The 25,124-nt window shown below is 58.8% G+C and carries 24 protein-coding genes; 7 read left to right on the forward strand and 17 right to left on the reverse strand.

Translation table 11 applies throughout. The features are described 5' to 3' along the window. Positions 1-39 precede the first annotated feature (39 nt). Positions 40-1,995 (forward strand): sigma-54-dependent Fis family transcriptional regulator, encoded by a 1,956-nt coding sequence (locus tag QD357_RS25650; RefSeq protein ID WP_414125321.1) that lies wholly within the window; start codon positions 40-42, stop codon positions 1,993-1,995. Between the two features lie 145 nt (positions 1,996-2,140). On the opposite strand, the gene QD357_RS25655 is transcribed toward QD357_RS25650, so the two are convergent. The 9 genes from QD357_RS25655 to QD357_RS25695 all read right to left on the reverse strand — a co-directional run bounded on the left by QD357_RS25655 (position 2,141) and on the right by QD357_RS25695 (position 12,916). After that, positions 2,141-2,536 carry a VOC family protein gene (locus QD357_RS25655; RefSeq protein ID WP_183940723.1) on the reverse strand — a complete coding sequence of 132 codons (396 nt, stop codon included), beginning with the start codon at positions 2,534-2,536 and terminating at the stop codon, positions 2,141-2,143. A gap of 156 nt (positions 2,537-2,692) precedes the next feature. Then, positions 2,693-4,876, reverse strand: coding sequence for a catalase/peroxidase HPI (katG, locus tag QD357_RS25660; protein WP_414125311.1), 2,184 nt, complete (start codon positions 4,874-4,876; stop codon positions 2,693-2,695). Between the two features lie 76 nt (positions 4,877-4,952). Then, positions 4,953-6,587, reverse strand: a complete 1,635-nt coding sequence (locus QD357_RS25665) for a molecular chaperone GroEL (RefSeq protein ID WP_183940727.1) — start codon at positions 6,585-6,587, stop codon at positions 4,953-4,955. Positions 6,588-6,650: 63 nt separating this feature from the next. Beyond that, positions 6,651-7,463: an iron-sulfur cluster assembly protein gene (locus tag QD357_RS25670; protein ID WP_414125312.1), complete on the reverse strand. Its 813-nt coding sequence runs from the start codon at positions 7,461-7,463 to the stop codon at positions 6,651-6,653. A gap of 5 nt (positions 7,464-7,468) precedes the next feature. After that, positions 7,469-8,491, reverse strand: coding sequence for an amidohydrolase family protein (locus QD357_RS25675; RefSeq protein ID WP_183940731.1), 1,023 nt, complete (start codon positions 8,489-8,491; stop codon positions 7,469-7,471). A 68-nt stretch (positions 8,492-8,559) separates the two neighbouring features. Continuing rightward, the gene (locus tag QD357_RS25680) at positions 8,560-8,928 is read right to left on the reverse strand and encodes an MmoB/DmpM family protein (protein ID WP_183940733.1); all 369 of its coding nucleotides are present in this window, start codon (positions 8,926-8,928) and stop codon (positions 8,560-8,562) included. Positions 8,929-8,944: 16 nt separating this feature from the next. Beyond that, positions 8,945-10,003 carry an aromatic/alkene monooxygenase hydroxylase subunit beta gene (locus QD357_RS25685; RefSeq protein WP_414125313.1) on the reverse strand — a complete coding sequence of 353 codons (1,059 nt, stop codon included), beginning with the start codon at positions 10,001-10,003 and terminating at the stop codon, positions 8,945-8,947. A 54-nt stretch (positions 10,004-10,057) separates the two neighbouring features. Further along, a complete protein-coding gene (locus QD357_RS25690) occupies positions 10,058-11,140 on the reverse strand; it encodes an NADH:ubiquinone reductase (Na(+)-transporting) subunit F (RefSeq protein ID WP_414125314.1) in 1,083 nt (360 codons plus the stop codon). A 102-nt stretch (positions 11,141-11,242) separates the two neighbouring features. Then, on the reverse strand, positions 11,243-12,916 hold the full coding sequence (locus tag QD357_RS25695; RefSeq protein WP_414125315.1) for an aromatic/alkene/methane monooxygenase hydroxylase/oxygenase subunit alpha: 1,674 nt from the start codon (positions 12,914-12,916) through the stop codon (positions 11,243-11,245). A gap of 483 nt (positions 12,917-13,399) precedes the next feature. Here QD357_RS25695 and QD357_RS25700 point away from each other — a divergent pair, with 483 nt between their 5' ends. From QD357_RS25700 to QD357_RS25715, 4 genes are read left to right on the forward strand one after another with little or no spacing between them, the layout of a single operon-like run. After that, positions 13,400-13,855, forward strand: a complete 456-nt coding sequence (locus QD357_RS25700) for a hypothetical protein (RefSeq protein ID WP_183940741.1) — start codon at positions 13,400-13,402, stop codon at positions 13,853-13,855. Next, the gene (locus QD357_RS25705) at positions 13,830-14,183 is read left to right on the forward strand and encodes a hypothetical protein (protein ID WP_183940743.1); all 354 of its coding nucleotides are present in this window, start codon (positions 13,830-13,832) and stop codon (positions 14,181-14,183) included. The genes QD357_RS25700 and QD357_RS25705 overlap by 26 nt, the downstream gene beginning before the upstream one ends. Position 14,184: 1 nt before the next feature. Further along, positions 14,185-15,285: a WD40 repeat domain-containing protein gene (locus QD357_RS25710; protein ID WP_414125316.1), complete on the forward strand. Its 1,101-nt coding sequence runs from the start codon at positions 14,185-14,187 to the stop codon at positions 15,283-15,285. 12 nt (positions 15,286-15,297) lie between these two features. After that, on the forward strand, positions 15,298-15,477 hold the full coding sequence (locus QD357_RS25715; RefSeq protein ID WP_183940748.1) for a hypothetical protein: 180 nt from the start codon (positions 15,298-15,300) through the stop codon (positions 15,475-15,477). A 74-nt stretch (positions 15,478-15,551) separates the two neighbouring features. Here QD357_RS25715 and QD357_RS25720 read toward each other — a convergent pair whose 3' ends face one another. Next, positions 15,552-15,803 (reverse strand): ribbon-helix-helix domain-containing protein, encoded by a 252-nt coding sequence (locus tag QD357_RS25720; RefSeq protein WP_183940750.1) that lies wholly within the window; start codon positions 15,801-15,803, stop codon positions 15,552-15,554. Positions 15,804-15,932: 129 nt separating this feature from the next. Continuing rightward, positions 15,933-16,985 carry an NAD(P)-dependent alcohol dehydrogenase gene (locus QD357_RS25725; protein ID WP_183940752.1) on the reverse strand — a complete coding sequence of 351 codons (1,053 nt, stop codon included), beginning with the start codon at positions 16,983-16,985 and terminating at the stop codon, positions 15,933-15,935. A 226-nt stretch (positions 16,986-17,211) separates the two neighbouring features. Between QD357_RS25725 and QD357_RS25730 the strand changes: the two genes are divergently transcribed. After that, a complete protein-coding gene (locus QD357_RS25730) occupies positions 17,212-19,101 on the forward strand; it encodes a sigma-54-dependent Fis family transcriptional regulator (RefSeq protein WP_183940754.1) in 1,890 nt (629 codons plus the stop codon). A 543-nt stretch (positions 19,102-19,644) separates the two neighbouring features. Here the strand turns inward: QD357_RS25730 and QD357_RS25735 are convergent. The 6 genes from QD357_RS25735 to QD357_RS25760 form a co-directional block, all read right to left on the reverse strand. Beyond that, the gene (locus QD357_RS25735) at positions 19,645-19,905 is read right to left on the reverse strand and encodes an NAD(P)H-dependent oxidoreductase (protein WP_183940755.1); all 261 of its coding nucleotides are present in this window, start codon (positions 19,903-19,905) and stop codon (positions 19,645-19,647) included. A gap of 89 nt (positions 19,906-19,994) precedes the next feature. After that, on the reverse strand, positions 19,995-20,579 hold the full coding sequence (locus QD357_RS25740) for a YceI family protein (RefSeq protein ID WP_183940758.1): 585 nt from the start codon (positions 20,577-20,579) through the stop codon (positions 19,995-19,997). A gap of 19 nt (positions 20,580-20,598) precedes the next feature. Next, positions 20,599-21,450, reverse strand: a complete 852-nt coding sequence (locus QD357_RS25745; RefSeq protein WP_183940760.1) for a hypothetical protein — start codon at positions 21,448-21,450, stop codon at positions 20,599-20,601. Between the two features lie 79 nt (positions 21,451-21,529). Further along, positions 21,530-22,387 carry an oxidoreductase gene (locus tag QD357_RS25750; RefSeq protein WP_183940762.1) on the reverse strand — a complete coding sequence of 286 codons (858 nt, stop codon included), beginning with the start codon at positions 22,385-22,387 and terminating at the stop codon, positions 21,530-21,532. Positions 22,388-22,439: 52 nt separating this feature from the next. Further along, on the reverse strand, positions 22,440-23,363 hold the full coding sequence (locus QD357_RS25755) for an NADP-dependent oxidoreductase (protein ID WP_414125317.1): 924 nt from the start codon (positions 23,361-23,363) through the stop codon (positions 22,440-22,442). Positions 23,364-23,893: 530 nt separating this feature from the next. Then, the gene (locus QD357_RS25760; protein ID WP_281397275.1) at positions 23,894-24,511 is read right to left on the reverse strand and encodes a PadR family transcriptional regulator; all 618 of its coding nucleotides are present in this window, start codon (positions 24,509-24,511) and stop codon (positions 23,894-23,896) included. A 216-nt stretch (positions 24,512-24,727) separates the two neighbouring features. On the opposite strand from QD357_RS25760, the gene QD357_RS25765 reads away from it, so the two are divergent. Further along, positions 24,728-24,865, forward strand: a complete 138-nt coding sequence (locus QD357_RS25765; RefSeq protein WP_183940767.1) for a hypothetical protein — start codon at positions 24,728-24,730, stop codon at positions 24,863-24,865. The last annotated feature ends 259 nt before the right edge of the window (positions 24,866-25,124 follow it).

Genomic DNA, 25,124 nt, shown 5'->3' on the forward strand with positions numbered 1-25,124 from the left:
GATGCGATGTTGGCGTCCTCCTATGACGAGCGTGTCACGATGCGCGCTTGGGAATCGCTTGTGGGGGGCAGCAGCCATCCGAGCCGGTCTTCGCTGCCGGTGCGCTCGACAATCAACGACTCCTGGCAGCGGTGTGCCAAGGGCGGTATCGACGCACAGCGCAACGAGGCGCCAATTGAGACTGACAAAGATGCGATAGAAGCCCTTGCAAGGAGCAGGCAGGAGCTGCTGGTCGCCGCAGCCCGCCCCTTCGGCGCGATCGGCAGGCTGCTGGGCGGCACGGGCGCCATGCTCATGCTTGCAGACAGCGACGGCGTCCTGATCGACGTCATTGGCGATGAGAAGACAATCTTCGACGGGATGGACATTCATCTCGGGGTTGGCGGCAAATGGACCGAAGACGTCGTCGKAACCAACGGTATCGGGACGGCCCTTTGGACTGGCGAGCCGGTGTTCGTCCACGCTGCMGAACATTTTTGCGCCGGCATAAAGGCCTGGACTTGCGCTGGCGCGCCGATCCACGATCCTTACGATGGTAAGGTCATCGGGGTTGTCGATTTGTCGGGTTCCCCCGATATTTTCCGGCCGCACAATATCGCACTGGTCACGGCCGCCGCGCGGGAAATCGAGCAGGCGCTCGCGGATTCGCAGAATGAAGAACGGACGCGGTTGCTCGAAGCCTTCATCGCATCGGCGAGCCGGTATCGTTCGAACGATGGCGTGATGATCATAGATCGCCATGGCCGCGCCATCTACAGCAGTAATGTGCCGGACGCGGAAAGAAAGCGGTTTGGGGAATTGGCTCGTAGAGGTTCAGGGCACTGTCAATTGCCGGAGCTGAGCAGCACCGGTTATCTCGACAGCCTTGCGAGCACGCTGCCCGATGACATGCAATCCTGCCATATTTGCCCGCTCGAATTGGATGGCGACGTCCGCGGCGCGGCATTTGTTTTTCCCAAGACCGACAGTGGGAGAACGGTGCAGATTGGAAACAAGCCTGCATCCCAGCGGTTGAAGGATGAACGTGCGCTGATCGTTGGGCAAAGTGAAGCCCTGCGCGCGGCCGTCGATATCGCCTGCAAGATCGGCGAAACGAACGATGTCACATCGGTCCTTATCGAAGGAGAAACGGGGGTCGGAAAGGAACTCTTTGCTCGGCTCATCCACACCGCCAGCCGCAAATCGGGAAACAGCCCCTTCATCGCGCTTAACTGCGGCGCGGTCACCAAGGAGCTGTTCGGCAGCGAGCTGTTCGGCCATGTCAGCGGCGCGTTCACGGGAGCCTCCCGGGAGGGCAAGCCCGGCTTGTTCGAACTCGCGAGCGGCGGCGTGCTTAGCCTCGATGAAATCGGCGAGATGCCTCTGGACATGCAGCCCTTCCTGCTGCGCGTGCTAGAAGAGCGGGCGGTCAACCGGCTGGGCGAAAGTCGGCTACGGCCTGTCGATGTAAGGCTAGTCGCCTCGACAAACCGCGATCTCAAGATCGAAGTCGCAAACGGCCGTTTCCGCAAGGATCTTTTCTATCGGATCAGCACGGTGTCCATCTGCGTTCCGCCGCTCCGGGAGCGAGGCAGCGACAGCCTGCTGCTGATCGAACACTTCAACCACAAACTGGCTGAGCGCAGGGGAAGTCTGCCGCTGCTATTCTCGAATCAAGCGCTGGACGCCCTCCTCGCCTATCCCTGGCCGGGAAATGTGCGCGAGCTGCGCAACCTTGTTGAACGGCTTCAACTGCTCTCAAACACGGGGCACATAGAGCTTGAAGATCTTCCTGCCGATATAACCTCATCCCCCAAGCTCTCTGCAGCCCCTGATATCGAAGGTGCAGTGGACACTGAGGTCTTGAGTTTTGAGGATGCGGAGCGCCAAGCTCTCCAAAGCGCCTTAAGGGCCGAACAGGGCAATCTCAGCAAGGTTGCTCAAAGGCTAGGTGTCTCGCGGCCGACGCTCTACCGGAAACTAGATCAATTCGGGATCAGAAGGAGGTTCATGTAACACTGCGGGGCTTTGAGGTGGGAAGTGATCGGTTCGCAAAGGAGGCCCCATCATTTTGTCTAATCCTCGTTGCGTTCGCGGGAGCCGCTTTATCTGCTCCAAAGCGTGATTCCACCTGCATTCTCTAACTGTGGATGACCACGAACTACCTGAAACGGCCATGCCGCTGCAAAACTTCAATGCGATAGCCGTCGGGATCGGTGACGAAGAAGAAGCGGGCCAACAGGTAACCGTCCCTGTTGAAATCGACAATCTTGCCGACTTCAATTTCGGCATCCCTAAGCCGGCTGTGTTCCGCCTCAATGTCTGCGACCGACACCGCGATATGACCATATCCATCACCAAGGACATACGGGTCGGTTCTGCCCTTGTTGATCGTTAGTTCCAGTTCAAAGTTGTCCTCAGCATTGCTCAAATAGACGAGCGTGAACGTCTCAAAATCCAATCGATCCGCGACGTCGAAGCCGAAAACCTTTCCGTAGAAATCGACGGATCGGGCTTCGTCGAGCACGCGGATCATTGAATGAATCATTCTTGCCAATTCGGCCTCCGTTGGTTTCCATGAACAGGCGCCTAATGTCGGTGCCCTTACTGAAGCAATGAATGGGCGCGGTTCATCTGACTATTCAGCCATCTCCGCGAGCCTGCGGTTTCGCCCGCTTGCAGCCGAAGCTGCGGATGGGCGAAACCCAATCAGTCAAACGAGATCGAAGCGATCGACGTTCATGACCTTGTTCCAGGCGGCAACGAAGTCGTTGACGAACTTCTCCTCGGCGTCGGCCTGGCCGTAGACTTCGGCGAAGGCGCGCAGCTGCGAGTGCGAGCCGAAGACCAGGTCGACGCGGGTGCCGGTCCACTTAGGCGCACCCGTCTTGCGGTCGCGGCCTTCATAGACGCCGTCCTTGCCGGCGGTCGGAACCCACTGCGTGGCCATGTCGAGCAGGTTGACGAAGAAGTCGTTCGTCAGCGTCTCGGGACGGGCGGTGAAGACGCCGTGTTCCGGCTGGCCGGCCTTGAGGACACGCAGGCCGCCGACGAGGACGGTCATCTCAGGTCCGGTCAGGGTCAGCAGCTGGGCACGGTCGACGAGCGCTTCTTCCGGCTTCATGAACTGCAGGCGCTTGCCGTTTACATAATTGCGGAAGCCGTCGATGCGCGGTTCTAGCGCTGCGAAGGAATGCGCGTCCGTCTGGGCTTCGGAAGCATCCATGCGGCCCGGCGTGAAGGGCACGCTGACGGCATTGCCGCCGGCGGCCGCCGCCTTTTCAACGCCGGCTGCACCCGCGAGCACGATCAGGTCGGCGAGCGAGATCTTCTTCGCCCCGGTCTGGGCGGCGTTGAAGCCCTTCTGGATGCCTTCAAGAACGGCGAGGACTTTGGCGAGCTGGGCCGGCTGGTTGACCTCCCAATCCTTCTGCGGAGCAAGGCGAATGCGGGCGCCATTGGCGCCGCCGCGCTTGTCGGAGCCGCGGAAGGTCGATGCCGAAGCCCAGGCGGTCGAGACCAGTTCCTGCACGGAAAGGCCGCTGGCGAGAACCTTAGCCTTGAGGTCGGCAATGTCCTTGTCGTCGACGAGCGGATGGTCGACGGCCGGGATCACGTCCTGCCAGATCAGGTCTTCGGCCGGAACTTCCGGGCCGAGGTAGCGCACCTTCGGTCCCATGTCGCGGTGGGTCAGCTTGAACCAGGCGCGGGCGAAAGCGTCGGCGAACTCAGCCGGATTTTCGAGGAACCGGCGCGAGATCTTCTCGTAGATCGGATCGAAGCGCAGCGCGAGGTCGCTCGTCAGCATGGTCGGCAGGTGCTTCTTCGAAGCGTCATAGGCATCCGGAATGGAGGCTTCGGCGTTCTTGGCCTGCCACTGCTTGGCGCCGGCCGGGCTCGTCGTCAGCTCCCATTCGAAAGCGAAGAGGTTTTCGAAGAAGTAGTTGCTCCACTTGGTCGGCGTCTGCGACCAGGTGACTTCGAGGCCGGCGGTGATGGCGTCCTTGCCGACGCCGGTGCCGAACGAGCTCTTCCAGCCGAGGCCCTGGTCCTCGATCGCGCCGCCTTCCGGCTCGACGCCGACCAGGGACGGGTCGCCGGCGCCGTGCGTCTTGCCGAAAGTATGGCCGCCGGCGATCAGCGCCACGGTCTCTTCGTCGTTCATCGCCATGCGGGCGAAGGTTTCGCGGATATCGCGGGCCGAAGACAGCGGATCGGAATTGCCGTTCGGACCTTCCGGGTTGACGTAGATGAGGCCCATCTGCACGGCGCCGAGCGGCTCGGCGAGCTCACGTTCGCCGCTGTAGCGCTCGTCGCCGAGCCAGGTGCCTTCGGGACCCCAGTAGAGTTCTTCCGGCTCCCAGACGTCGGCGCGGCCGCCGGCGAAGCCGAAGGTCTTGAAGCCCATGGATTCCAGCGCGACGTTGCCGGTGAGGATCATAAGGTCGGCCCAGGAGATCCGGTTGCCGTATTTCTGCTTGATCGGCCAGAGCAGCCGGCGAGCCTTGTCGAGATTGGCATTGTCGGGCCAGCTGTTCAGCGGCGCGAAACGCTGCTGTCCCTGGCCGGCGCCACCGCGCCCGTCGGTGATGCGGTAGGTGCCGGCGCTGTGCCAGGCCATGCGGATGAAGAGACCGCCGTAATGGCCGAAGTCGGCCGGCCACCAATCCTGCGAATCCGTCATCAGCGCGGTAAGATCCTGCTTCAGCGCGTCGAGATCGAGCTTCTTGAACTCTTCGGCATAGTCGAAGTCCTTGCCCATTGGGTCGGAAAGACCGGAATGATGGTGAAGCATCTGCAAGTCGAGTTGATCCGGCCACCAGTCACGATTCCGTTGACCCGAAGTTGCCGAATGATTGACGGGGCATTTGCCTGCTTTGTCTACCTTTGCGTCCATCTAAATGACCTTTAGTGTTTGCGGATTTCTCACTTGAAGCGCCTGATGCTTCGCCGGTGTCTTTTTGACGGCTCGACTAGGGGCGACCTAGTTTCTCCGCGCCGCCACCAAGCGCAGGACCCGCGGTTGGGTCGGCCTCGTCTTCGGCGAGATCGCCAATTAGCGTCTCGGTCGTCAGAATGAGCTTGGCCACCGACGCCGCATTGCGAAGCGCGGTATACGTTACCCGGACCGGATCGATGATGCCGGCGTCGATCATGTTCTGATAGGTACCAGTTGAGGCATTGTAGCCGTGCCCGCTATTCACACGAGTCACTTCTGCAATGATCGCTTCCGGGTCCGCGCCGGCATTAGTTGCAATGCGCCAAAGCGGCCGCGTGAGGATTGATTTGACGAGGCGCACACCCTCCGCAACATCGCCGCTCGTCTGCTTGAGCAGTTCATCCAGCGCTGGCGCGGTCTGCGCCAGTGCCGAGCCACCACCGGCGACGACGCCCTCCTCCGCCGCGGCACGCACCGCATGCAGCGAATCCTCGATGAGCTGGATCGTGCGCTTCTGTTCGACCGGTGTTACACCGCCAGCATAGAGCACCGCCGTGCCACCGGAGAGCTTCGCCAGCCGCTCCCGCAGCTTGTCTTGTTCGATATTGGGCGGGGCTGCCTCGAACTGGCGCTGGACCTGTGCCCGGCGCGCGATGATGGCAGCATGATCGCCGCCGCCGCGGACGATGGAGGTGTGGCCCGCGCTCGTGCGTACACGTTCCGCCGAACCGAGATCCTCGACGGTGACATCCTCGATGCGCCCGCCGAGATCACGCGCGATCACGTGACCGCCAGTCAGGATCGCGAGATCCTCCATCATCGCTTTGCGCCAATGACCATATTCCGGCGGATGCACGACGAGATATTTGCCGGGACCGCTCTTGCCGAGCAGTGTCACCACCACTTCCGGCGCCATCTCCTCGGCGATGATCAGCAGTGGTCGACCAGCCTTGTCGGCAATGTTACGGGCGGCGTCGAGCGAAGACGGTTCCTTGATCTTCAAATCGGTCATGAGAATAAGGGGCTGCTCGAGCACCGCTTCCATCCTCTCCTGATCAGTGACCATATGATGGGAAAGGTAACCTCGATCGAAGGACATGCCCTCCACAACGTCGAGCGTCGTCTCTGTGGTGACGCTGAAATCCGTGGTGATGACGCCTTCCGTTCCGACCCGCTCATAGGCCTCCGCGACCAATGCGCCGAGCTTGGGATCTGTCGCAGCAATATTGGCGACGGCCGCAAGGGCACCATTGCCCTTTGCTGGCTTCGACTTGGCTTTCAGCGCCTCTACGACCTTGTCGACCGCCAGGTCGATACCTCTGCAGAGATCGACGGACTTTGCGCCGCGCTCGTTGGCTTCAATCCCCTTTTGCACCAGCGCATTAGCCAGCACGATCGCGGTCGTCGTTCCATCGCCCGCGATTTCATTGGTCTGCATCGAAACCTCGCGGACCACCTGTGCACCCATGTTCTCAAAGCGATCTGACAGCTCGATCTCGGACGCGATGCTGACGCCGTCACGGGTCACCATGGGCGTACCGATGGGCCGGTCGATCATGGCATTCATGCCTCTCGGGCCAAGCGTCGGCTCGACGGCGGCTGCAAGGCGGCCGACGCCGCGCGCCAGCGCCCGGCGAGCATCAGAATTGTGTAGCATGAGTTTGGGCATGACTCCTCCTTCCGCCTGACGGGCGGCTTGTTGGTTGGGGCCTCTTTCGGGGAAGGCCGTTTTTCAGTTGCAAGACGTATGCGTGGTATCGGTGCGCGCCGGGACGCGACCGGCGATGAAGTCCACCAGCGTCGGCTCGCCATCGACGATGTTCATCTCCTTGTACCGCGTGTGCTTCAGTCCCCGGCAGAGCGCGCCGTTGAACTCCATGTTGATGCGCACGCTGCGCAGGTCGGCCAGATAGGCGTCGAGGGATTCCACCTCTATCCGGTCTCCCTCCCAGGTAAGAAAGACAGCATCGTCCTGTCGCTGGTCGGGCCACCGGTCGAGCAGCGCCTGACGATAGCGCGGCTTTTGCCGGGCCGCCTCGGCGTCGTCAAAGAAAAACGCGTCAAATGAAGAGAGGTCCATCCTGGCAATCTCTGTGTCCGTAAGTCCTTTCTGACGCAAACCCAGGAGCACCGCCTCCTGGCGCCGCTTGAAAGCCTTCGCCCGAAATATCGCGTGGAGGCTTTCAAGGTCCTCGTCACCGGCGAGTTCGCCGAAGATAGCACTAAACGACTTTCCCCCAGCGATGCCCTTGTTAACTTCTTCAGCAAACATATGATCGTGCAGTGTCACCTGGTAAGCGGGCGACCATGATAGGGAATCAAGTGCCTCCCGGACGCCGTCCAGCATCAGGAAAGCAAAGTTCGGTGAACACCAGTAGGTGGGCAGTCGGAAATCGACACGTACGCTGCCATCGTGTGCATGAACAACACGCTCCACAAAACCCATCGCAGTGATCGGCTCGTCCAGTTCCGGATCGTTCACCTGTTCGAGGCGCCGCCAGACCTCCTCAATCTGGCGGGCTGCGCTCGTGCGGTCTGGTATCATCGTTCCTACTCCGCCGCGACGCCGAAGGGAGCGTTGGCAAGCGCCACCTTCTTGGCCTCGATGTTGATGTCGTAGAGGCGCGCCGCGTTCAGGCCGAGGATTTTTTCCTTGATCTCCGGTGTAAGATCGACACCGCGCTCCTGCTTGATGTCATCGGGCAGTTCAAAGGCCCAGAATTTTTCGACCAGCCAGCGCGGCGTCCAGATCGCGTAATCCGATCCAAACAGGATCTTGTCGGAGCCGCACCAGAACAGCAGTTCGGAAATGACTTCGGCGAAGTAGCGCGGCCGCGAATGGATGAAAGGTAGAGCCACGGCAAGGCCGCCAAAGACGTTTGTCTCCTGAACCGCGATCCAGCAGAAATCATCAAGGCGCGGAAGACCGCAATGCTCGATGATCCAGTTGAGGTTCTGGAAATCCGTTGCCGCATAATCGACGTCGTGAACATCGAATGCGTCCTTGTTGAGCGGTATAATAGTCGGTCCTTTGTGGACATGGATGTTTTTGATTCCGAGTTTCTCGCACAGCTCGAAACACTTGTAGGCGTTTGGATCGTTAAGCTTCCATCCCTTCGAGGCGCCGTTCCACTCGGCCGTGTACATTTTCACGCCCTTGATGTCGTAGGTCTCCTTCATGAAGTGGATGTATTCAAGCGCCTTCTCGCCGTCGCGCGGATCGAAGGAGCCGTTGACGATGAAGCGCTCCGGATAGCGCTTGGCCATCTCGGCATTCTTCTCCACTGTGTTGAAGCCGTTTTTGTAAAAGTCCTTCAGATAAGTCGATTGCACGATGGCCACGTCATCAGGGCCGTCGATGAACAGGTCGCGATAGAGATCGTCGGCGCTGTATTTCTCGAACTTGCTCTTCTCCCAGAGTTGCTCCTTGGGACTGAGCGCAGTGTGATAGGCGTAAAAACACTCGACAAATTGCTTGCCGTGAATGTTGCGCTGGTTCTCCGGGCTGCCATCCCAGAAATGGGTGTGGCCGTCGACGACGAAAATCTCTTTACCTTCGGGTGTAATGTACATGTTATCCTCCTCTCGAATGATGCAGCCTAGACGGCGCGCCCTCAGCAGACGCGCCGTTGCCTCCTCTCTCAGATGTACTCGAAGACCTCATCCATATTGCCGAAGAGGATCACTTCATTGTCGTCGATCCGGACCATGCGGCCATAGTGGGTAGAGGTATTAACCTCGAAGATCTCGGCGGTCATTTCCCGTCCGAGATAGTCGCTGATTTCATCCATCTTGAAGATCAGCTTGCCGTCGCCGTCGATTCGGATCATGGCCGGCGCATAGGTGACGACGACACCTGGCTTCTTGCTCATGAACTCGGCGATGGCGCGCGCCTCGACGGAGTCGTTCATAGTGACCCCACACTGGTGCGAGATCGTCTGCTCGAAGGTGATGTCCTTCATCGACTTGAAGATGTTGTTATTGGAATTGTCGCGTGCGACTACTGACATGATGTTGCTCCTTGGATTAGCGCTTTAGGCCGAGTTCGCCGAGAATCCTGGCGAGCCGTTCCGCGGACTGTGCGCGGACGTCAGTGAAAGCGACGGGCTTCGAGTGCGGCATCGACCAGATCGGCTGCAGGTCGAGTGCGGCTTTCTCGGCCAGCGCCGCATGCTTGGAGACCCAGCTTTGGAAGAGCTGCCTGTTGTGGTCGCCATACTGCGGGTCGTTGACCAGCAGGTAGGCGAGGTCGATGGTGTTGGCGAGGTTGCGCTCGTAATCGGCCTCGGCTGCGGAAATCACCGGCGGCGTGATGAAATCGTGATTGGCGGCAGAAGCCTGCATCAGGAAGCCGGAACGAAACAGTTCACCGACCAACGGCTCGAACACGATATTGATCGCGAAATACTGCTCGAGATAGTCGGTCGCGCCCATGATCGTTTCGATCGCCTCGCGGGTGCCTTGCCAGACGCCATCCTCGAGCCAGTGCTTCTTGCCGAGCTCGTCGTCCCAACCCGCAATGTCCATGCCGACCTCGGCGAGATAGAGCGTGATGTCCTGGGCGAGGCGCAGCTTGTAGGATGAGTTGGTTAGCGTGGCGTTGTTGATCATCTGGGTGTAGCCGTAACGCTGGGCCTGCATCAGCGACGTGCCCATGCCGAACTCGGCATGCTTCCACGCTCCCAGATGCGCCTGCAGGATCTTGATCCAGACCTTGTCGAAGGTCTTCGGCGCACCGGCCCGGCGGGCGTTGGAGATCACCGACTGCACCATCGTCTCGATTTTGGACTGGCGCTGGTAGTGGGTGCGCTCCCATTCCTGGTCGGGCGCTCGGAAGGCGTGCCAGTTTGAGCTGCGCGCGGCCGTCGCGTCCTTCACATAGGCACCCTTGCCGTTGGCGAAGGAGATAATCCAGTTCTGTTTGAGATAGCGCTCCGGATCGGGCTGGACGTCGACGGTGACGTCCTCATAGTGCGTGGCCCGCTGGCCTCGGGGTTCGAAATAGCGATATTTACGGCTGTCGGAATCGGCGAAGATCGCCGCACCAGCGGCTCCAGAGCCGACTGAACTCGATACTGCAGGCATGTTCTCACTCCCTTGTTGAAGTTCCAAGATGGATGTCGGTTCTTCGCCCCAGCCCTAGTGACCCGGAGCTCCTCCGGACGAAGTTGTGAATTTGTCGAAGAAGATACGCTCGCTCTCAAAGCCATTCATGAACAGGATCGGCTGAAGGGCGTCGATCATGGGCGGGGGACCGCAGGCATAGACATCACCCTCGCCGTCGATGTTGAGTTCMTTGAGCTTGGCATCGACGCTCTGGTGGACGAAGCCGCGCTCCCCTGTCCAGCCGCTGTCCTCAGGAGCATGCGACAAGACCGGGATAAAGGTGACGTCGCGGTGACGCGAGACAAGGTCCCCGATGCGGTCGAGATGAAAGAGGTCATCCTCTGTGCGCGCGCCGTAGAAGAAATATACCGGGCGCGGTTCACCGCTTGCKAGATGGTCGTTGAGAATTGACCAGACCGGCGACATGCCCGACCCGGCTCCGACCAGGACTAGCGGTCCATCCCGTCCTTCCCGTCGGAAGCAGGTTCCGTAGGGTCCGACCACGCTGACGGAAGCTCCGGTCCTGATGCCGCCTGCGTCGAGTTCGCCGGAGAATTTTCCTTCGGGGTATTTCTTGATGATGAAAGAGAGTTTCTGGGTTTCGCTCGGCGTATTTGCCATGGAGAACGAGCGTGTAATCGTCTCCCCTTTTTGCGTGGTGACCGTGATGTCGACATATTGCCCCGCCCAGAATTTCATCGGGGATGCGAGTTCGATTTCAATGCCTCTGATATCGTGGGTGAGCTTCTCGATATGCGAGATGCGGCCCTGGAAGGTCTTGACCGCGATCGATTTCGACAGCACCTCCTCGTCGTAGTTTAGAAGCTCGACCTCCATGTCGGAATAGGCAATCGACCGGCAGAGCAGGATGTGCCCTGATTCCTTTTCCATGTCGTTGAGTGCGAAGGTCGAATATTTCAGCATGTCGACCTCGCCGTCGAGCAGCACGCATTTGCAGGCGGAACATTGTCCTTCTTTGCAGCCATGCGGCAGAGCGATACCTTGGCGGAACGCGGCGTTGAGCACGGTTTCGCCATTCTCGACCTCAAATTCGACGCCGACCGGCTCGAGCCTTACCTTATGCGCAGCGACGGGCACTTTCTGAGCGTCAGCCATTTCGTTTGAACCTCCCAATTCCCACACGCGTCCTCCAATCAGACGCGGCCTCTTCCAGGGTGATGCAGAGGCCGGAATACCGGCCTCTGCACTCGCATAGCTTCAGTTGCAGGCATTGATGGTGAAGCCCGCACGATATTCGGCGAGGTGCTTTTCACGATCGGCAGGGGACATTTCCCGCAGCAGCGTTAGTGGCGACAGCAGCGTGTGGCCGCGAACGTCGTCTAGCGTCCACATATCCTTGTTGTCGAAGCGCAGATGCGGCTGTGGCATTAGCGTCTTGCCGTMGGAGCGTACGAAGTTGAGATCCTTGATGGCATCCGCCAGATCCCAACCATGATAGAGCGTCTCCCACTCGCGCTTGCCGCTGAAGCGGCCCATGGCCGGCGTCGCACGGCCCTGGTACTCGTCGGCGAAGGCCTCGACTGCGGTCCAGCGGTCGAGTTCGTGAGCAAAGGTGTGCAGCTGACCGTCGATCTCGTCGACCACGATGTCCTCGCGGATCAGGCAGGGAACGAGGCAACTCCAGCAGCGATGCGGATAGACGTAACCGACATCCTGATTGAAGGTGATGACGGTCTCGCCGGGACGGCTGAGCTTGTCATACCATTTCCAGAATTCACCGAATTGCGCATACCAGCCCGGATACTTCTGCTCGAACCATTCGAAATCGGCCTCCCCTTGTGCCTCGATGCGCCAGAAGTTGACCGGCCAGCCGACCGCGAAGAACTGGGCGACCTTGTGGACGTAGTGCTTCTTGGTGATGCGGTTCCAGGCTTCGTGCACGTCGTCGTGATGGATCTTGATGCCGTATTTTTCGAGCGGCAACATGTAGGTCCGATAATAGTCCTCGAAGATCCAGCGATGCCACATCTCCGCGTAGGACTCCTTGTTCTTGTCGCGGTTCGTGGTGCCATATTCGATGAAGGTGCCGATGGCGGCATCGACGATCGCATGGTTCTGCCAGAAGGCATAACGCAGATCGCGTTCCAGGAGCAGGTGGTTCTCGGGCTCCTTAAGCGCCGCCATCAGCAAGGAGTGGCCGTTCCCGATATGTCGGCTTTCGTCGGACTGGACCGACAGAAACACCGTTGGCAGCGCATAGTCGCCATTGCGGGCTGCCTCCGACGGCATGGCGACGAACAGCGTGTTGGTGAACGCGGTCTCGGCGACCACAGTGAGATAGAGGCATGCCGACGTCATCACATCACCGGTGATGAATCCCTCGCCGAACTGGCGGCCGATCGTCGTGGCATAGCATTTGCCGAAGGCCTCTTCCGTGATGTCGAAGCCGGCCGGATCGATATAGTTCTCCATATACCACTTCTTCAGGTTCATCTGAATTGTGGAGTGCCGGAACTCGTCGACCATCTGCATGGTGAAGCCGGTGCGGAGGTCTTCACCCGGCGCGATGCGGGCAACCATCGCCATGGAGCGGGCGGCGGAGATTTCCGGGAACGGAATGATCGCCAGGAATAGCTTCATCCACTCGACCCAGCGCGGCTCCACGTTGCGGAACATGTCGCCGCGCAGCGCCGCGTCGAGCGCGCCGTAGACACGGTTGTCCTTTTCCTCCTGCATCGGGAAATAGGAGCGCAGCACCTGCTTCATCGGGTCGCGCGGCGCCTTGGTGATCTTGTAGTCCGTCGGAAACGTCATGGCTTCCTGGACATAGGTCGGGTTCCAACCGAGGTCGGAAATCTTCTTCGTCGCTTCGCCGACGGATATGCCGCGCTGCGAAGTAATCTTGTTAAGCGTCAAAGACGACATCGTCATTAGCCTCCACTGTGTTTGAACCGGGAGCCTCCCGGCGCCGGCTGGAAACGGCGCCATAAGCACCGCGAGCGAAAGTCGAAACGGTTCGGCGAAAGCCAGCGCCGTGGCGCGGCCGGGGACCGACCATTCAAGTAGATGATGGCAAAGGTTTCAGGGAGAATGGCCCAGTCCTCCAAGCAAGGACTGTTGCAAGCGTTCCCGGTACTCCTTCGTTCTTCTGGCGTCGCTTCAAGCGCGATGGCTTCTTGTGAAATAGAACCTGCAAGGCCCGTGCCAGTTTCGAAATGCCTGAAAATCAATATCTCGGAGCCGCCTAAGAATAAAAGTTGTAACGATATTTTACATTTGTAAAATACAAGGTGTAACATCATTTTTACTTAGCACTCGCAGCAAAGTCTGATTTAAACGCAATAAAAACAATGTTGGACACAGTTTTAATATTTACCTATATAAGTGACGTCATTTCAATTCCGGAAGACAGATATGGCAGACGACGATCATCCGACAGAAGGATTGAGTACCGAAGAGGATGTCAGCACGACGCTCGCGCGGCTCATGCAGCGAGACCTTATTTTCGCGATGCGCTTTGTCGGCGAGAGCCAGCATCTGATGCAAAGCCACTTCCAGCGGTTCATTCTCCGGGAATTGGCCATGGTCGGCGTGACACCCGAAACCCATCCGATGATTCATGCCTTTGCTGAAAAGCACGCGCTCATGCTGCGGGAATTTGTCTTCTCCGGTGTCTCGCTTTCCCGGCAATTCCGCGTCGAGGAGATGGAGCAGTTGACCGGTGACACTTTGATCCGCGTCGATGTCTGGGATCATTTGCGCGGCCATGTTTCGATGGCGGAACAGCAATTCAGAACACAGCTTCCGGACCTTCCAACTGTTCTGGAGGCCTGGAAGGCACCCGATGCCGGCAATGGCGATCGCCGCTGAACACGTCGCCATACTCAGGAGGTTTTCGATGTCCGCTCTCGATTTCATGCGCCGCCGGGTCGACCTCGTCGGCACTGTCTCAGTGCTGACCGCAAAGGCTTTGCAGCTCACCCAGGCGGTCTCCGGAGCTGAAATGGAGATGCAACGCTTGTCACTCGAAATCGACCGCGATCCGGCGAACGAGCAACTGGTGCAGGAATTGCATGACCAGGAGCAGAGCGCTGCGGCGATCCGCAGGGAACAGGCCGATTGCGCGGAAGACATCGCGGCGGCGGAAAGGGACGTTGCCGCCCTGGATGTGTTGATTGCGGCCGCTAAGGGAGAATGAAATGAACCAGCAGACTATCCCCAACGTCACTCTCTTCAGTCTCCTGGCGCGCAATTGGGGGCGCCCGGCGCCGATTCGCCAACTCTGTTTCAACGGAGACGACACAGCCTTGGCGATCTGTTCCGCTGACGGTGCGGTCGCCCTTGCCCGCCTCGGCGACAACGAACCGCCGGAATCGCGCATCACGATTGACAACGGCCAAACGACGATCTCGCCCCGCCAAGGCAATCCCTCGCCGTTGATCAGCACGCGCATCCAGGAGGGCGATGGCCTATCTGCCTATCGGGGCGACAGCTTCCTCGTTTCGACTGCCAGCGGCGAACTTCTCCACCTCGCGCGCTCCGGCGAGATCGAGAGCAAGGTTCTGTCCGACCGGACGCCGATTGACGCCTTCGCCCACAACCCTGCGACTGACCTGACAGCGGTGGTCGTGAGAAGGCGGCTGCGGCTGCAATCGGGCGAACCACCCCCGTCCCGTGACGTCGAACTCGGCGACTTGGCTCCGCGGCTCGTGTCGATATCGGACGATGGCGCGTTAATCGCCCTTTCCGGCCGGGATCGATTGAGCGTCCGGCGCACCGCCGATGCTTCCAAGCCGCTGTGCGAGATTAGTCTTTCGTCACAGCCGCAGTCGCTGAAATGGAGTCCGGACGGTCGCTGGCTCGGCATCGGACAACAAACCGGGGGCCTCTGCCTGCTGGATGTAGACGGTGGAGAGAGCATCGCGTTCAGCGAATTTCCTGGTCCGATCAGATCCATCGACTGGAGTCCGACGGTGAACACGGTCATTGCTTCCGGAGCCTATCGCATTGCTGGCTGGTCTATGGGGACGACGCTCGCCAAGGCACTCGCCACGGGACGCGCAGGCTTCGTCATGGTGGAGACCGTCGCGGCGCATCCGGTTAAGACACTGGTGGCCGCAGGCTACGCAAACGGCAGAATTGCGATCGCCGGGATAGGATCGCCTGATGAGCTGACCATTCGGGATAGCGGCGGCGCCGTTACTGCGCTGCGATGGTCGGCAAGTGGCCGCTATCTGGCGGCAGGCGACGCATTGGGCAACGCCGCCATCATCACCTTTCCGAACGAAATCTTCAAATAGCAGGAGGATCACATGCAAGAAGAGCAACGCAGGACTGAAGACGCGAGCAAGGACGCCTTTTTCGAGAGAATTGCCAAATTATCGGAAGAGATGGTTGCCGCCCACGGGAAGGATTTCAGCATGGGCGCGCTGGTGCTTGGTGCACGCTGGATCGCCGAGGGCCGGGGCGATCCCGGCCACAAGGCCAATTGAGCATCCCGCGACGCGGTGGCACGATCCGGCAAGACCGGGGCCGAGCGATGCTTTCCATTCCCCGGACCCGGCCTTCACGCCTGCTGTGCCGTCACGATTGCGCCTCGGCGCTCCTCGTAATAGAGCAGACAAACAGTTCGCAGGATGGAAGCCAGGCTCGACATGCCGACCGACCGCTCCAGGGCTTCGGCATAAAGCTGCGCAATCAGCTTGGAGATAGAAAGGCCTTCGCTCTTCGCCATGCCTTCCAGAACCTGCCAGAACGCCATCTCGAGCCGGATACTGGTCGAATGCCCGGAAATCCGGACCGATCGGCTAACCTTCACGAATCTTTGCGAGCTTTGGTCTGTCAATACTCTGCACATCCTTTTTCCTTCCTTCGGCCCCTCTCGGCCATAAGCGCTCCCCGCCGTGCGTCCCGGCGGGGAGCAGAAGCTGCGCGACCGAACGGCATATTAAGGAATGAGCACCGCGCGTCCGTGGATCTTGCCGTCACGAAGGTCCTTAAGCGCTTGGTTGGCATCTGCGAGACGGTATTCCACAGTCGTCAGATCGACGAGCCCACGATCGGCGAGCGCCATCAGTTCAGTCAATTCCGCCCAGGTGCCGACGAGATTGCCGATGATGTTTTTTTCGGTGATGACCATGTCGACGGTCGGAACACGAATGTCTTCCCCGTAACCGACGACATAGTAGCTACCCATCGGCCGGGTCATCTTCAGGCCCTTCAGCGTTGTACCTTTCTCGCCGACGAAGTCGATAACGGCTTCAGCCCCCTGACCTCCCGTGAGCTCGAGAACGGCCTCGACTTCATTACCATCGGCCTTGACCAGCTTATCGGCCCCGATGTTGCCGGCAAGCGTGAGCGAAGCGTCCGAGATATCGACGACGATCACGTCGGCGGCACACATGGCCTTCAGGCACTGGATGCCGATATGACCGAGGCCGCCGGCGCCGATAACGACAACAGATTCACCGGGCAACAGGTGGCGGGTCGCCTTCTTGACGGCGCGGTAGGCTGTGAGGCCGGCATCGGCATAGGGAGCCACATCCTTGGGCGCCAGCGTCTTCGGCAGCGGCACGATGTTGCGTTCCGAGGTGCAGAGATATTCGGAATAGCCACCGTCGCAGTCGAGCCCTGGAAACTTTCCTGGGCCATGCATGTCGAAGCCGCGGCGGCATGCAAGGCAAGTGCCACCAGAGATTTTTGGATGCACGATCACCGGATCGCCGACCTTGATGCCTTCGACCTCTTTGCCGACAGCTTCAACCCAGCCGGCATTCTCATGCCCCATGATCAGCGGCAGAAGCGTGTTGCCGTTCGGATCCATGTGCGGCCGCCAGATGCCTTCGATAATATGCAGATCTGTGCGGCACACCCCGGCACCGCCGATCCGTACGATCACGTCAGTGGATTTCTTGATCGTTGGGTCGGGAACATCCTGAAGCGAGACCCATCGTCCCGTTTCCAGCTTTTCGTCATAATGCGTCAGAACTTGCGCTTTCATGCTGATGTCTCCTGCTTCGCTGGGCCAATGGCCGTTACAGGGAATCATGCGCAAGTATCATGCCGTTTGGGGAACACAGGCAATTTCAATAAGATAATTGAACAAAGCTGAAGAAAGGCCGTTCATCTTCTGAACGGAGTGAACAGAGGATCTGTCCAGTTTCTGTTCATTGCGCAGGTGCAATGGAAGCAGTTATCTTGTTCGAAGTTATGCATGGAGGAGGCGCATGCAACATCTATCAGGAATGGACCGCGCGCGCAAAGCGTTGGAGAAGGGCGAGCGTTTTCCCATTGGAATGCTGAATCCCGTCGTAGCAGAAAGCTGGCAGCGATGCCGGGATTTGAATCTCGATCCACGCGGCATGCCGCGGCACAACGTTGTTGCCTTCGTGAATGTGAAGCGGCGGCGCGAGGAGAACGCCGCAATGCGCCTGCTGGCGCTCGCCGAGATGCAACTCCTGCATTCTCAGATCGCCGGTTCGAATTTCATGATCGCGCTCGGCGATGCCAACGGCATCGTTTTAGATACGATCAGTGACCAGCATTTCGCAGAAAGCGAAGCCGGCCGCGCGATCATTCCGGGCAGCATCTGGAACGAAAGTGAGCGTGGGACCAATGCGCTAGGGCTGGCCGCCCTCGTCGAGAAGCCGGTGGCGATCTACGGGCGGGAACATTATTTTGCCTGCCATGGGCATCTCAGTTGCATGGCCTCGCCTATCTTCGGTTCCGACGGAAAGGTTCTTGGCCTGCTCGATGCCTCCTGCGCCCATGAAGCTCGGCAGGAACATACGCATGCCTTGGTCCGTATGGCTGCGGCCCAGATCGAAAACGGCCTCCTTTACCAGAGCCATTCCAAAAGCTTTGTCTTCGCATTCCATCCGCGCGTGGAATATCTCGACACGCTCTCCGCAGGTCTGGTTTCTGTCACGCTCGATGGCGAGATCGTTTCGATCAATCGTCCGGCCAAGACCTTGCTGGACGGTCTGCCTGCAAAGATTGGCAACCACTTCGACACGCTGTTCGAAGCCGGTTTCGGTCAAGCGGTCGACGGCCTGTTGAAGGGTGGTGCCATCCGGATCCGAGATAGGGCAGGCAGTGGCGTCTTCATGGTCTGCCGGCAGATCGGCCAGCACCACGCTCCGATGCGAAAGCAAACGTCACAAGCCATGCCGGCTCTGATCCGCAAGGAGAGAGCGCCGGACTTCGTGGCGCACGATCCGGCCATTAAACGATCGCTCGACGATATTGCCGAGGCGGCGACGCTCTGCATGCCGGTGCACATTACCGGTGAAACCGGCACCGGCAAGGAGCTGATGGCGCAGCATGTCCACAAGGTCAGCGCACGCAAGGGTGAGTTCGTCGCGCTCAATTGCGGCGCCGTGCCGGAAGAGCTGTTCATTGCGGAAATCTTTGGCCACGAGCGCGGCGCCTTCACCAATGCGCGCGCCGAAGGCTCTATCGGGTTGGCGCGCATGGCTGACCGCGGCACCCTTTTCCTCGACGAGGTCGCCGATATTCCGCTCGCAGCACAGACCTCGTTGCTTAGGTTTCTCGACAGCATGGAGATTCGCGCTGTCGGCGCGCAAAAGACGCAGAAGGTGGATATTCAGATCGTCTCGGCAACCAATCGGGACTTGGAAAACATGGTGGCGCAAAGGCAGTTCCGGGCGGACCTTTATTTCCGTCTGAACGCTTTCTCCATCCGCTTACCGCCACTGCGCGGCCGGACCGACTTTGCAAGCATCGTGCGCCACCTCATGGAGAAGATCGCGCCCGGAACACCTGTGACTGATGCGGCCATCGCCGCCCTCTCACAGCGAAGATGGCCCGGCAATATCCGGGAGCTCAGGTCCGTCCTGCAGCGCGCCTTGGTGCGACGGTGTGCGGACTACGTCGATGAAAGCTGTTTCGACGAGGCCAAACTCAACCCCGACCCTGCTCGAGATTGCTGCGACGAATGTCGGGACAGGCCGCTCAGCCGCGCCAAGTGTGAGGAAATCCGGTCGGTCTACGAAAAGACCGGGCAGAACATATCCCGCACTGCTCGGGAACTCGGACTTTCAAGGACCACTGTCTACAAACACTTGGCCAATCGTTTCGAAAATCCCGGCTTATGAGCATCTTCCGCAAAGCCTGAGAAATATCGACGGTACGGCTGTGGCCTGTCGTAAGGTCGCGATTCCGCTCCTTCGTCGCGACATGACGCTCCTCGGTGGGGACAACGGACGCGGTGATTGAGACTCGCCGCCGCCCTATTGATCATTGCTCTTGCAGGAGTATTTCTGTATGGGTATATTATAGGGTCGGATTCGGTTGTCTGAGCAAGACCTTCCGACCACATCTTGCGAGCCAGGCTCGCCATGACCGACGATACGTTTTGCCGTTTGCTTTTCTTGCCATTGGACGCAAGTAGGCCACAGCCGCTTTCGAAGTGGATGCATCACCTCGGATGACGGTATGACGCTTTTGGCGGCGGCCGAGCGGCGCCCTCATCTGACTGAGAAGCGGCACCATCGAAAGCCCGACCGTGATTATGCGCTGATGATCGATAGCGCGAGCGCCACCAATCCCGCCACAATCCGTGAATGCAATCGGCTCCCGAGGCCACTCGGTGGGAGCGAAATCTAAAGCGTTCTTCAGGGCTGCGGTTGGCCGGAATTCTATTCTGCAACTGTGGCAATGAAGCCGTCGAACTCGCCTAGTTTCCTCCGCCAAGCGTCGGCAGCGGCGTTCGAAAACACCCCTCCTGCGTACGCTGGCGGCACAGCATCTTGAAAAAATAAGAGATCGGCCTCTCTTAGATCAAGGGTAGTGAGCCTAAAGTCGCTACGATCCTCGGCACCTTCCATAAGCCCTCTAGCGGGTCTATCTGCAAAGCGATTGAGGCGAGTGCTACCGACGATCAGTCCAAGCTTCAGCATTTTTCTTTACCTTCTGTTTGAGGTCTTAACTATTGTCCACATCCGGAGCTCTGCACCGGATGTGGAAGCTGACTTGCCGGTTTTTCTATTCAGCCCTGATGCTCGCTCGCCTCGACTTGGATGACTAGATCGACATCGTCACCGATCATACCGAGCGCCGCCTTCATACCGAAATCACTGCGCTTGACCTTCGTCGTTGCGCTGAAGCCGATATCGTGGCTTTTGCTCCAAGGGTTCTGCCCCTCTTTGTTGAACGTGACGTCCAACGTGGTGGACTTCGTGACGCCTGCGATCGTCAGATCGCCGATGATCTGTCCGGTGGTGTCGGTCACCTTCTTGAATTCCTTGCCGACGAAGGTGATGTCAGGGAATTCCGTGGCGTTGAACCAGTCGGCGCCCTGGATGTCGCCGTCGCGCTGCTTGTTATTCGTCGAGATCGACGCGACGGTCACCTTGACGTCGAGACTACTGGCTTCCGGCTTCTTTGCGTCGAAATCGAACGCGCCGGAGAATTCCTCCGCCACGCCGATCACCTTCGCAAAGCCGAGGTGGTCGATGTAGAATGCGATCCCCGAATGGACCGGATCGATATCGAACTTCGTGGCCCATGCCGGCGACACCGCCCCGGCAAATGCCGCCATCGAAAGCGACACTGCTGCAAGTCTGGCTTTCATTTTTCATTCTCCTCTCAGGTTAAACGGGAAAGCTCGAACCGTAATCCAGGAACGCTACGACGACCGCCAAGGCGGCGGGTAAGGCAGCGAGAAGTACGTGGACGAACAGAAGCGGAAATGGCTTCGATAGGCCGGTTGCCCGGCAAATTCGGTCCGAGAACATAGGTAGGACGACCGATAGGATAAGGACCGAGACGGCAATGAGATCGGTTTTGCGCGTGATCAGGACTACAGTAAAAGCTATCGCGATCAGGCCGCCCAAGGCACCTATCGACGATACTCCACCGAAGCGAAAAGCCGGACGGACACCGTGCACGACCAGAATCCCGAATGAGCTCGCCGCGAACATCAGGCAAAGCTGGAACGAGGAGGACGACGCGCCCAAAAGCGCGATCGGCGCAAAACCGAGCGCGAGGGCAGAGCCGACACCACCCCGCTTCACGTCGTCCTCCCGACCCGCTGCGCCGGGCAACAGACACCACATCAGGAAAATGCCGACGGTGGCCGCCACCAGAACTTCCCAGGTGGCCACGCCCAGTCGGGGCTGGCCAATGTAGAATGCCGCGGCCACCGGCTGAACAAGGGCGAGAATGCGAACCGAGCGCGGGGCGACGATTTCAGCAGTGAGACCCACCAGCGCGCCGACCGCGATCACGTAGAACAGCTTGTTGACCGCGCCGACCGGAGGCCAGGCCGGCACCTTATTGTAGACGAGCCAATAGGCGGCCAGCAACGAAACGGGCATCAGGAAATCGGTGGCGAGCACGACGCCGCGCCAACGCATCAATCCTGACATCAGAAAGGCGGCCAGTGTCATGGCGAGCAGGGGCGCGGCTAGCGTCTCCTGAGGGGAGTTGCCAAATCCAAACATGCGGGGATTTTCCGAATTGCGAAATCTATTTTTGACGTGGAACGGCACGCCATTGCCATCCGCAGCGCTTCATCTCAGATTAGGCGAGTGCGTCCAGTTCCCCAAGAATGTTGGCCGAAAGTTCGATTGCGGCCGCTTCAAGGTTCTCGTGAAGATGCCTGACGCTCGAGGTGCCGGGGATGAGCAGTACGTTCGGGGCACGCGCCAGCAACCAGGCCAATGCGAGTTGGCGAGAGGTTGCGCCAAGCCGTTCGGCTGCCGCTCCAAGACCTTTGGACTGTAACGGGGAGAACCCACCAAGAGGGAAAAAGGGGACATAGGCGATTTTCTCCTCCGAAAGCTTGTCGATAAGCGCGTCGTCGGTACGATTGACGATATTGAATTCGTTCTGAACGCAGACAACAGGCGCAATCTTCTGAGCCTCGGCGACCTGTACGGCCGTGGCATTGCTCAAGCCCAGGTGGCGGATCAAACCCTGATCGCGCAGTTCCGCGAGTGCACTAAAGCTTTCTTCGATGGAGCCCCCCCATCGGCCTCCACCCATAATACGGAAATTGACGACGTCCAGAGCATCAAGGCCTAGATTGCGCAGATTGTCGTGAACAGCCTGCTTCAGTTCGTGCGGTGTCTGTGCAGGCATCCACGACGCGTCGTTCCCTCGCCTTGCACCAACTTTGGTAACGATGGCCAGATCTGCAGGATACGGATGCAGCGCCTCACGGATTAGCTCATTGGTGACGTGGGGGCCATAAAAGTCGCTGGTATCGATATGGTTCACGCCAGCTTCGACCGCAGCACGCAGAACCGCCAGCGCCGCGCCGCGGTCCTTCGGCGGTCCAAAGACGTGCGGACCGGCAAGTTGCATTGCGCCATAGCCCATCCTATTTACCTGCCGGTGGCCGAGGGCGTACACGCCAGCTTTCGAAATATCACTCATCTCATCGTCCTTCCGGAATTAAAATATGCCAACTATCGCCCTGGTCGTTAGTTCAGGATTGGGTAATGATGATCTTTCCGCGTGCGCGACCAGATCTCTGACGCTCGATTGCGTCGTTGAATGCCTCGAAGGGTACCGAGGTATCGAGAACTACTTTGAACCCGTCCTGAGCAACGGCCCTTACCACTTCATCAAGGCGGGAAGCGTACGGTTTGACATACATCATGGTTGCCGACACGCCATGCGCACTTGCCACCGCAACATCCGGCGGACTTGTGGTTGATACGAGTCGCCCGCCGCGCTTTAAAACCGGATAGCTGCGCGACTGCGTCTCACCTCCGACGAGGTCTAAAACCAGATCGACGTCGCGAAACACCTGTGCAAAGTCCTGCTTTTTGTAGTCGACGACTTCATCTGCTCCAAGCGAGCGCACCAGGTCGATACCAGCGCCAGATGTGGTCGCTAAAACTCGCGCTCCAGCTTTCTTCGCGAACCGCACCGCGAAGATCCCAACTCCGCCGGATGCCGCGTGGACCAGGACGGTTTCACCGGGTTTGATATGGCCTTCCGAGAACAGCCCGTGCCAAGCCGTACTTCCAGCAGTTGGAATAGCCGCACCCTCTATCGGCGTTAGCGACGATGGTAGTAGAACGCAGCTTTTGGCTGGCACGGCAGAATATTCCGAAAGACCGCCCCCTGTCAGTGGATCCGCCCACGCAACGACGGCGTTCCCTGGCTTGAACGTAGTGACGGCGTCGCCAACCCGTTCGACCACGCCCGCAAAGTCGCATCCGATCGCGTACGGGAATTCGATCGGGAAGAATCGCGCGGCCCAGCCTGCCATCAGACCGATATCCAATGGGTTGAGAGCCGAGGCCATGACGCGGACAAGAACTTGATCCGCCTCGATTGATGGAACCGAAACTTCGTTGATGACAGCCGGCGTATTGAAGCCATGGATGCGGATGGATTTCACAGAAGACCTCTTGAGATTGCCTTGATTGTTTAAGGAAATATACTCATGCCAAATTACTCTTACAAGAGCAACTATACAAAAATTGCGTCGGCGAGTCCCTATTCCGCCGTCGGTCATTCAGCGAAGGTGTCGTTGAGAGAATAATGACTTTTGCAAGTAAGCGAGATGATGGTGTCCCGCCGATCTTGGAATGTCGTGAGTATTTCTCGAACGTCGCTTCGGCCGCGGCGACGACCGCTATTGAGGAGCATGCGGACAAAAGGGGGAAACAATGAACAGCAATCGAGGAACTACATCCCGTCGGGATGGGGCAGGCCGACATCAGATCGCGGCCGGATTGCAGCAACAGCAGCATTGCCTGCCGATGCGCCGCTGGACGTCAGTGAGTTACCGGCGGGAGCAGCTTTGGCCAGTCGCGAAACACATCAGTAAATGCGGAATTTGCCAGGCCCTTTATCGGATTGCTTGCGCTATCKAACCACTGCGCTCAGGCAAGTCGACAATACCTCGTCAAGGTCGGCAGAGTATGCCTATTTCTGCTTCATATAACGCTGTCCGCCTTTGGTTTTGGTCAGCACCTTCTCCTTCCGAGCGCGTGGATTGTGCTGGTCGTCGGATATGGCGGGCGCGAAAGCTATGAGCTCGGTTAGATAATCGACCTCCGCGGCGAGACGGCGCTCCGTATGACGAAGTGCCCACTCTTCGATCAGCCCTATGTAGGGAATGGCGCCCTCAATCATTTCGCGCCGCTCGGCCAGCAATGCCTTCATGCGCTCAAGCCTGTCGGCCAAGACAGCGGTGAAATCCTCGAGATCTTTGGCGTTTGCTTTCGTCAACGCTAGATCGAATGGATCGTATTTGAACCAGATGTCGGTCAGCCCTAAGATGCGCAGTTCCTCAAGCGTCGTCTTACCTGCGTCGGTGATTTCATACAGTTGACGCGTTGGACGGTTACCCTGCTTTTCTTGGCCAGCTTCCCGCAGCAGGCCCTCAGCAGCGAGACGTTTCATTGCCCCGTAGACTGCGCCAACAGGGATATCCGTCCAAAATGGCACTCGCTTTCTGTCCGCCTCCAGTCTCAAGCGATGGCCGTGCATTGGTCCAATCTCCGCGAATGAGGACAAGATGAAAAGACGTATGGATGACATAAGAACCGATTGCTCTCGCGTGATTAACTACTAGATAGTTATATACATACATAGCTCATAGTTGAAGCTGTATTTTCCACGATTCTTCCGCTTCAACGCCGCTCGGCATTTTTTGCATGACCTATGCGGCCCCTACTCATAACAGGTGTTCGATGCGAATTGGGATGCTACGCCGGCGCAATGGCGTATCGCAGTCGTCGTCCGATGCGGCGGATAATGAACGCCACGCTGCTGCAGCGCCTTGTGAAAGGCGGCGAACAGCCGCAGCGGGTTTGCGTGACCGTCGAGCGGCTGAAGATCGCACCTGCCACTGTCTCGCCGACGAGGGGCAAGCGGCGGCGCGTCTCCGCCTGATCGAGTATCTCATACTCGAGCAGCGGCGTTCCTTCCGCCTCCATTCCTGGTTGGGCGGCGAGCTTCGCCATAGATGCGATCCCGCCTTCCAGCTCCGTTGGTGTCGGGCGAAATGAAAAACTGACCCCCTAACGAACCGAAGAACTGACCCCTCGTGTCAAAACGAGGAGTGATGGATGACGAGCACGATTTTATCGCATCCTGCATTGTCGCGAACGATGCAGGACGGGGATATGCTTCAGGCTGATGAGGTGGTGGC

The sequence above is a fragment of the Rhizobium sp. BR 317 genome, assembly GCF_047445835.1.
Lineage (GTDB): Bacteria > Pseudomonadota > Alphaproteobacteria > Rhizobiales > Rhizobiaceae > Rhizobium > Rhizobium paranaense.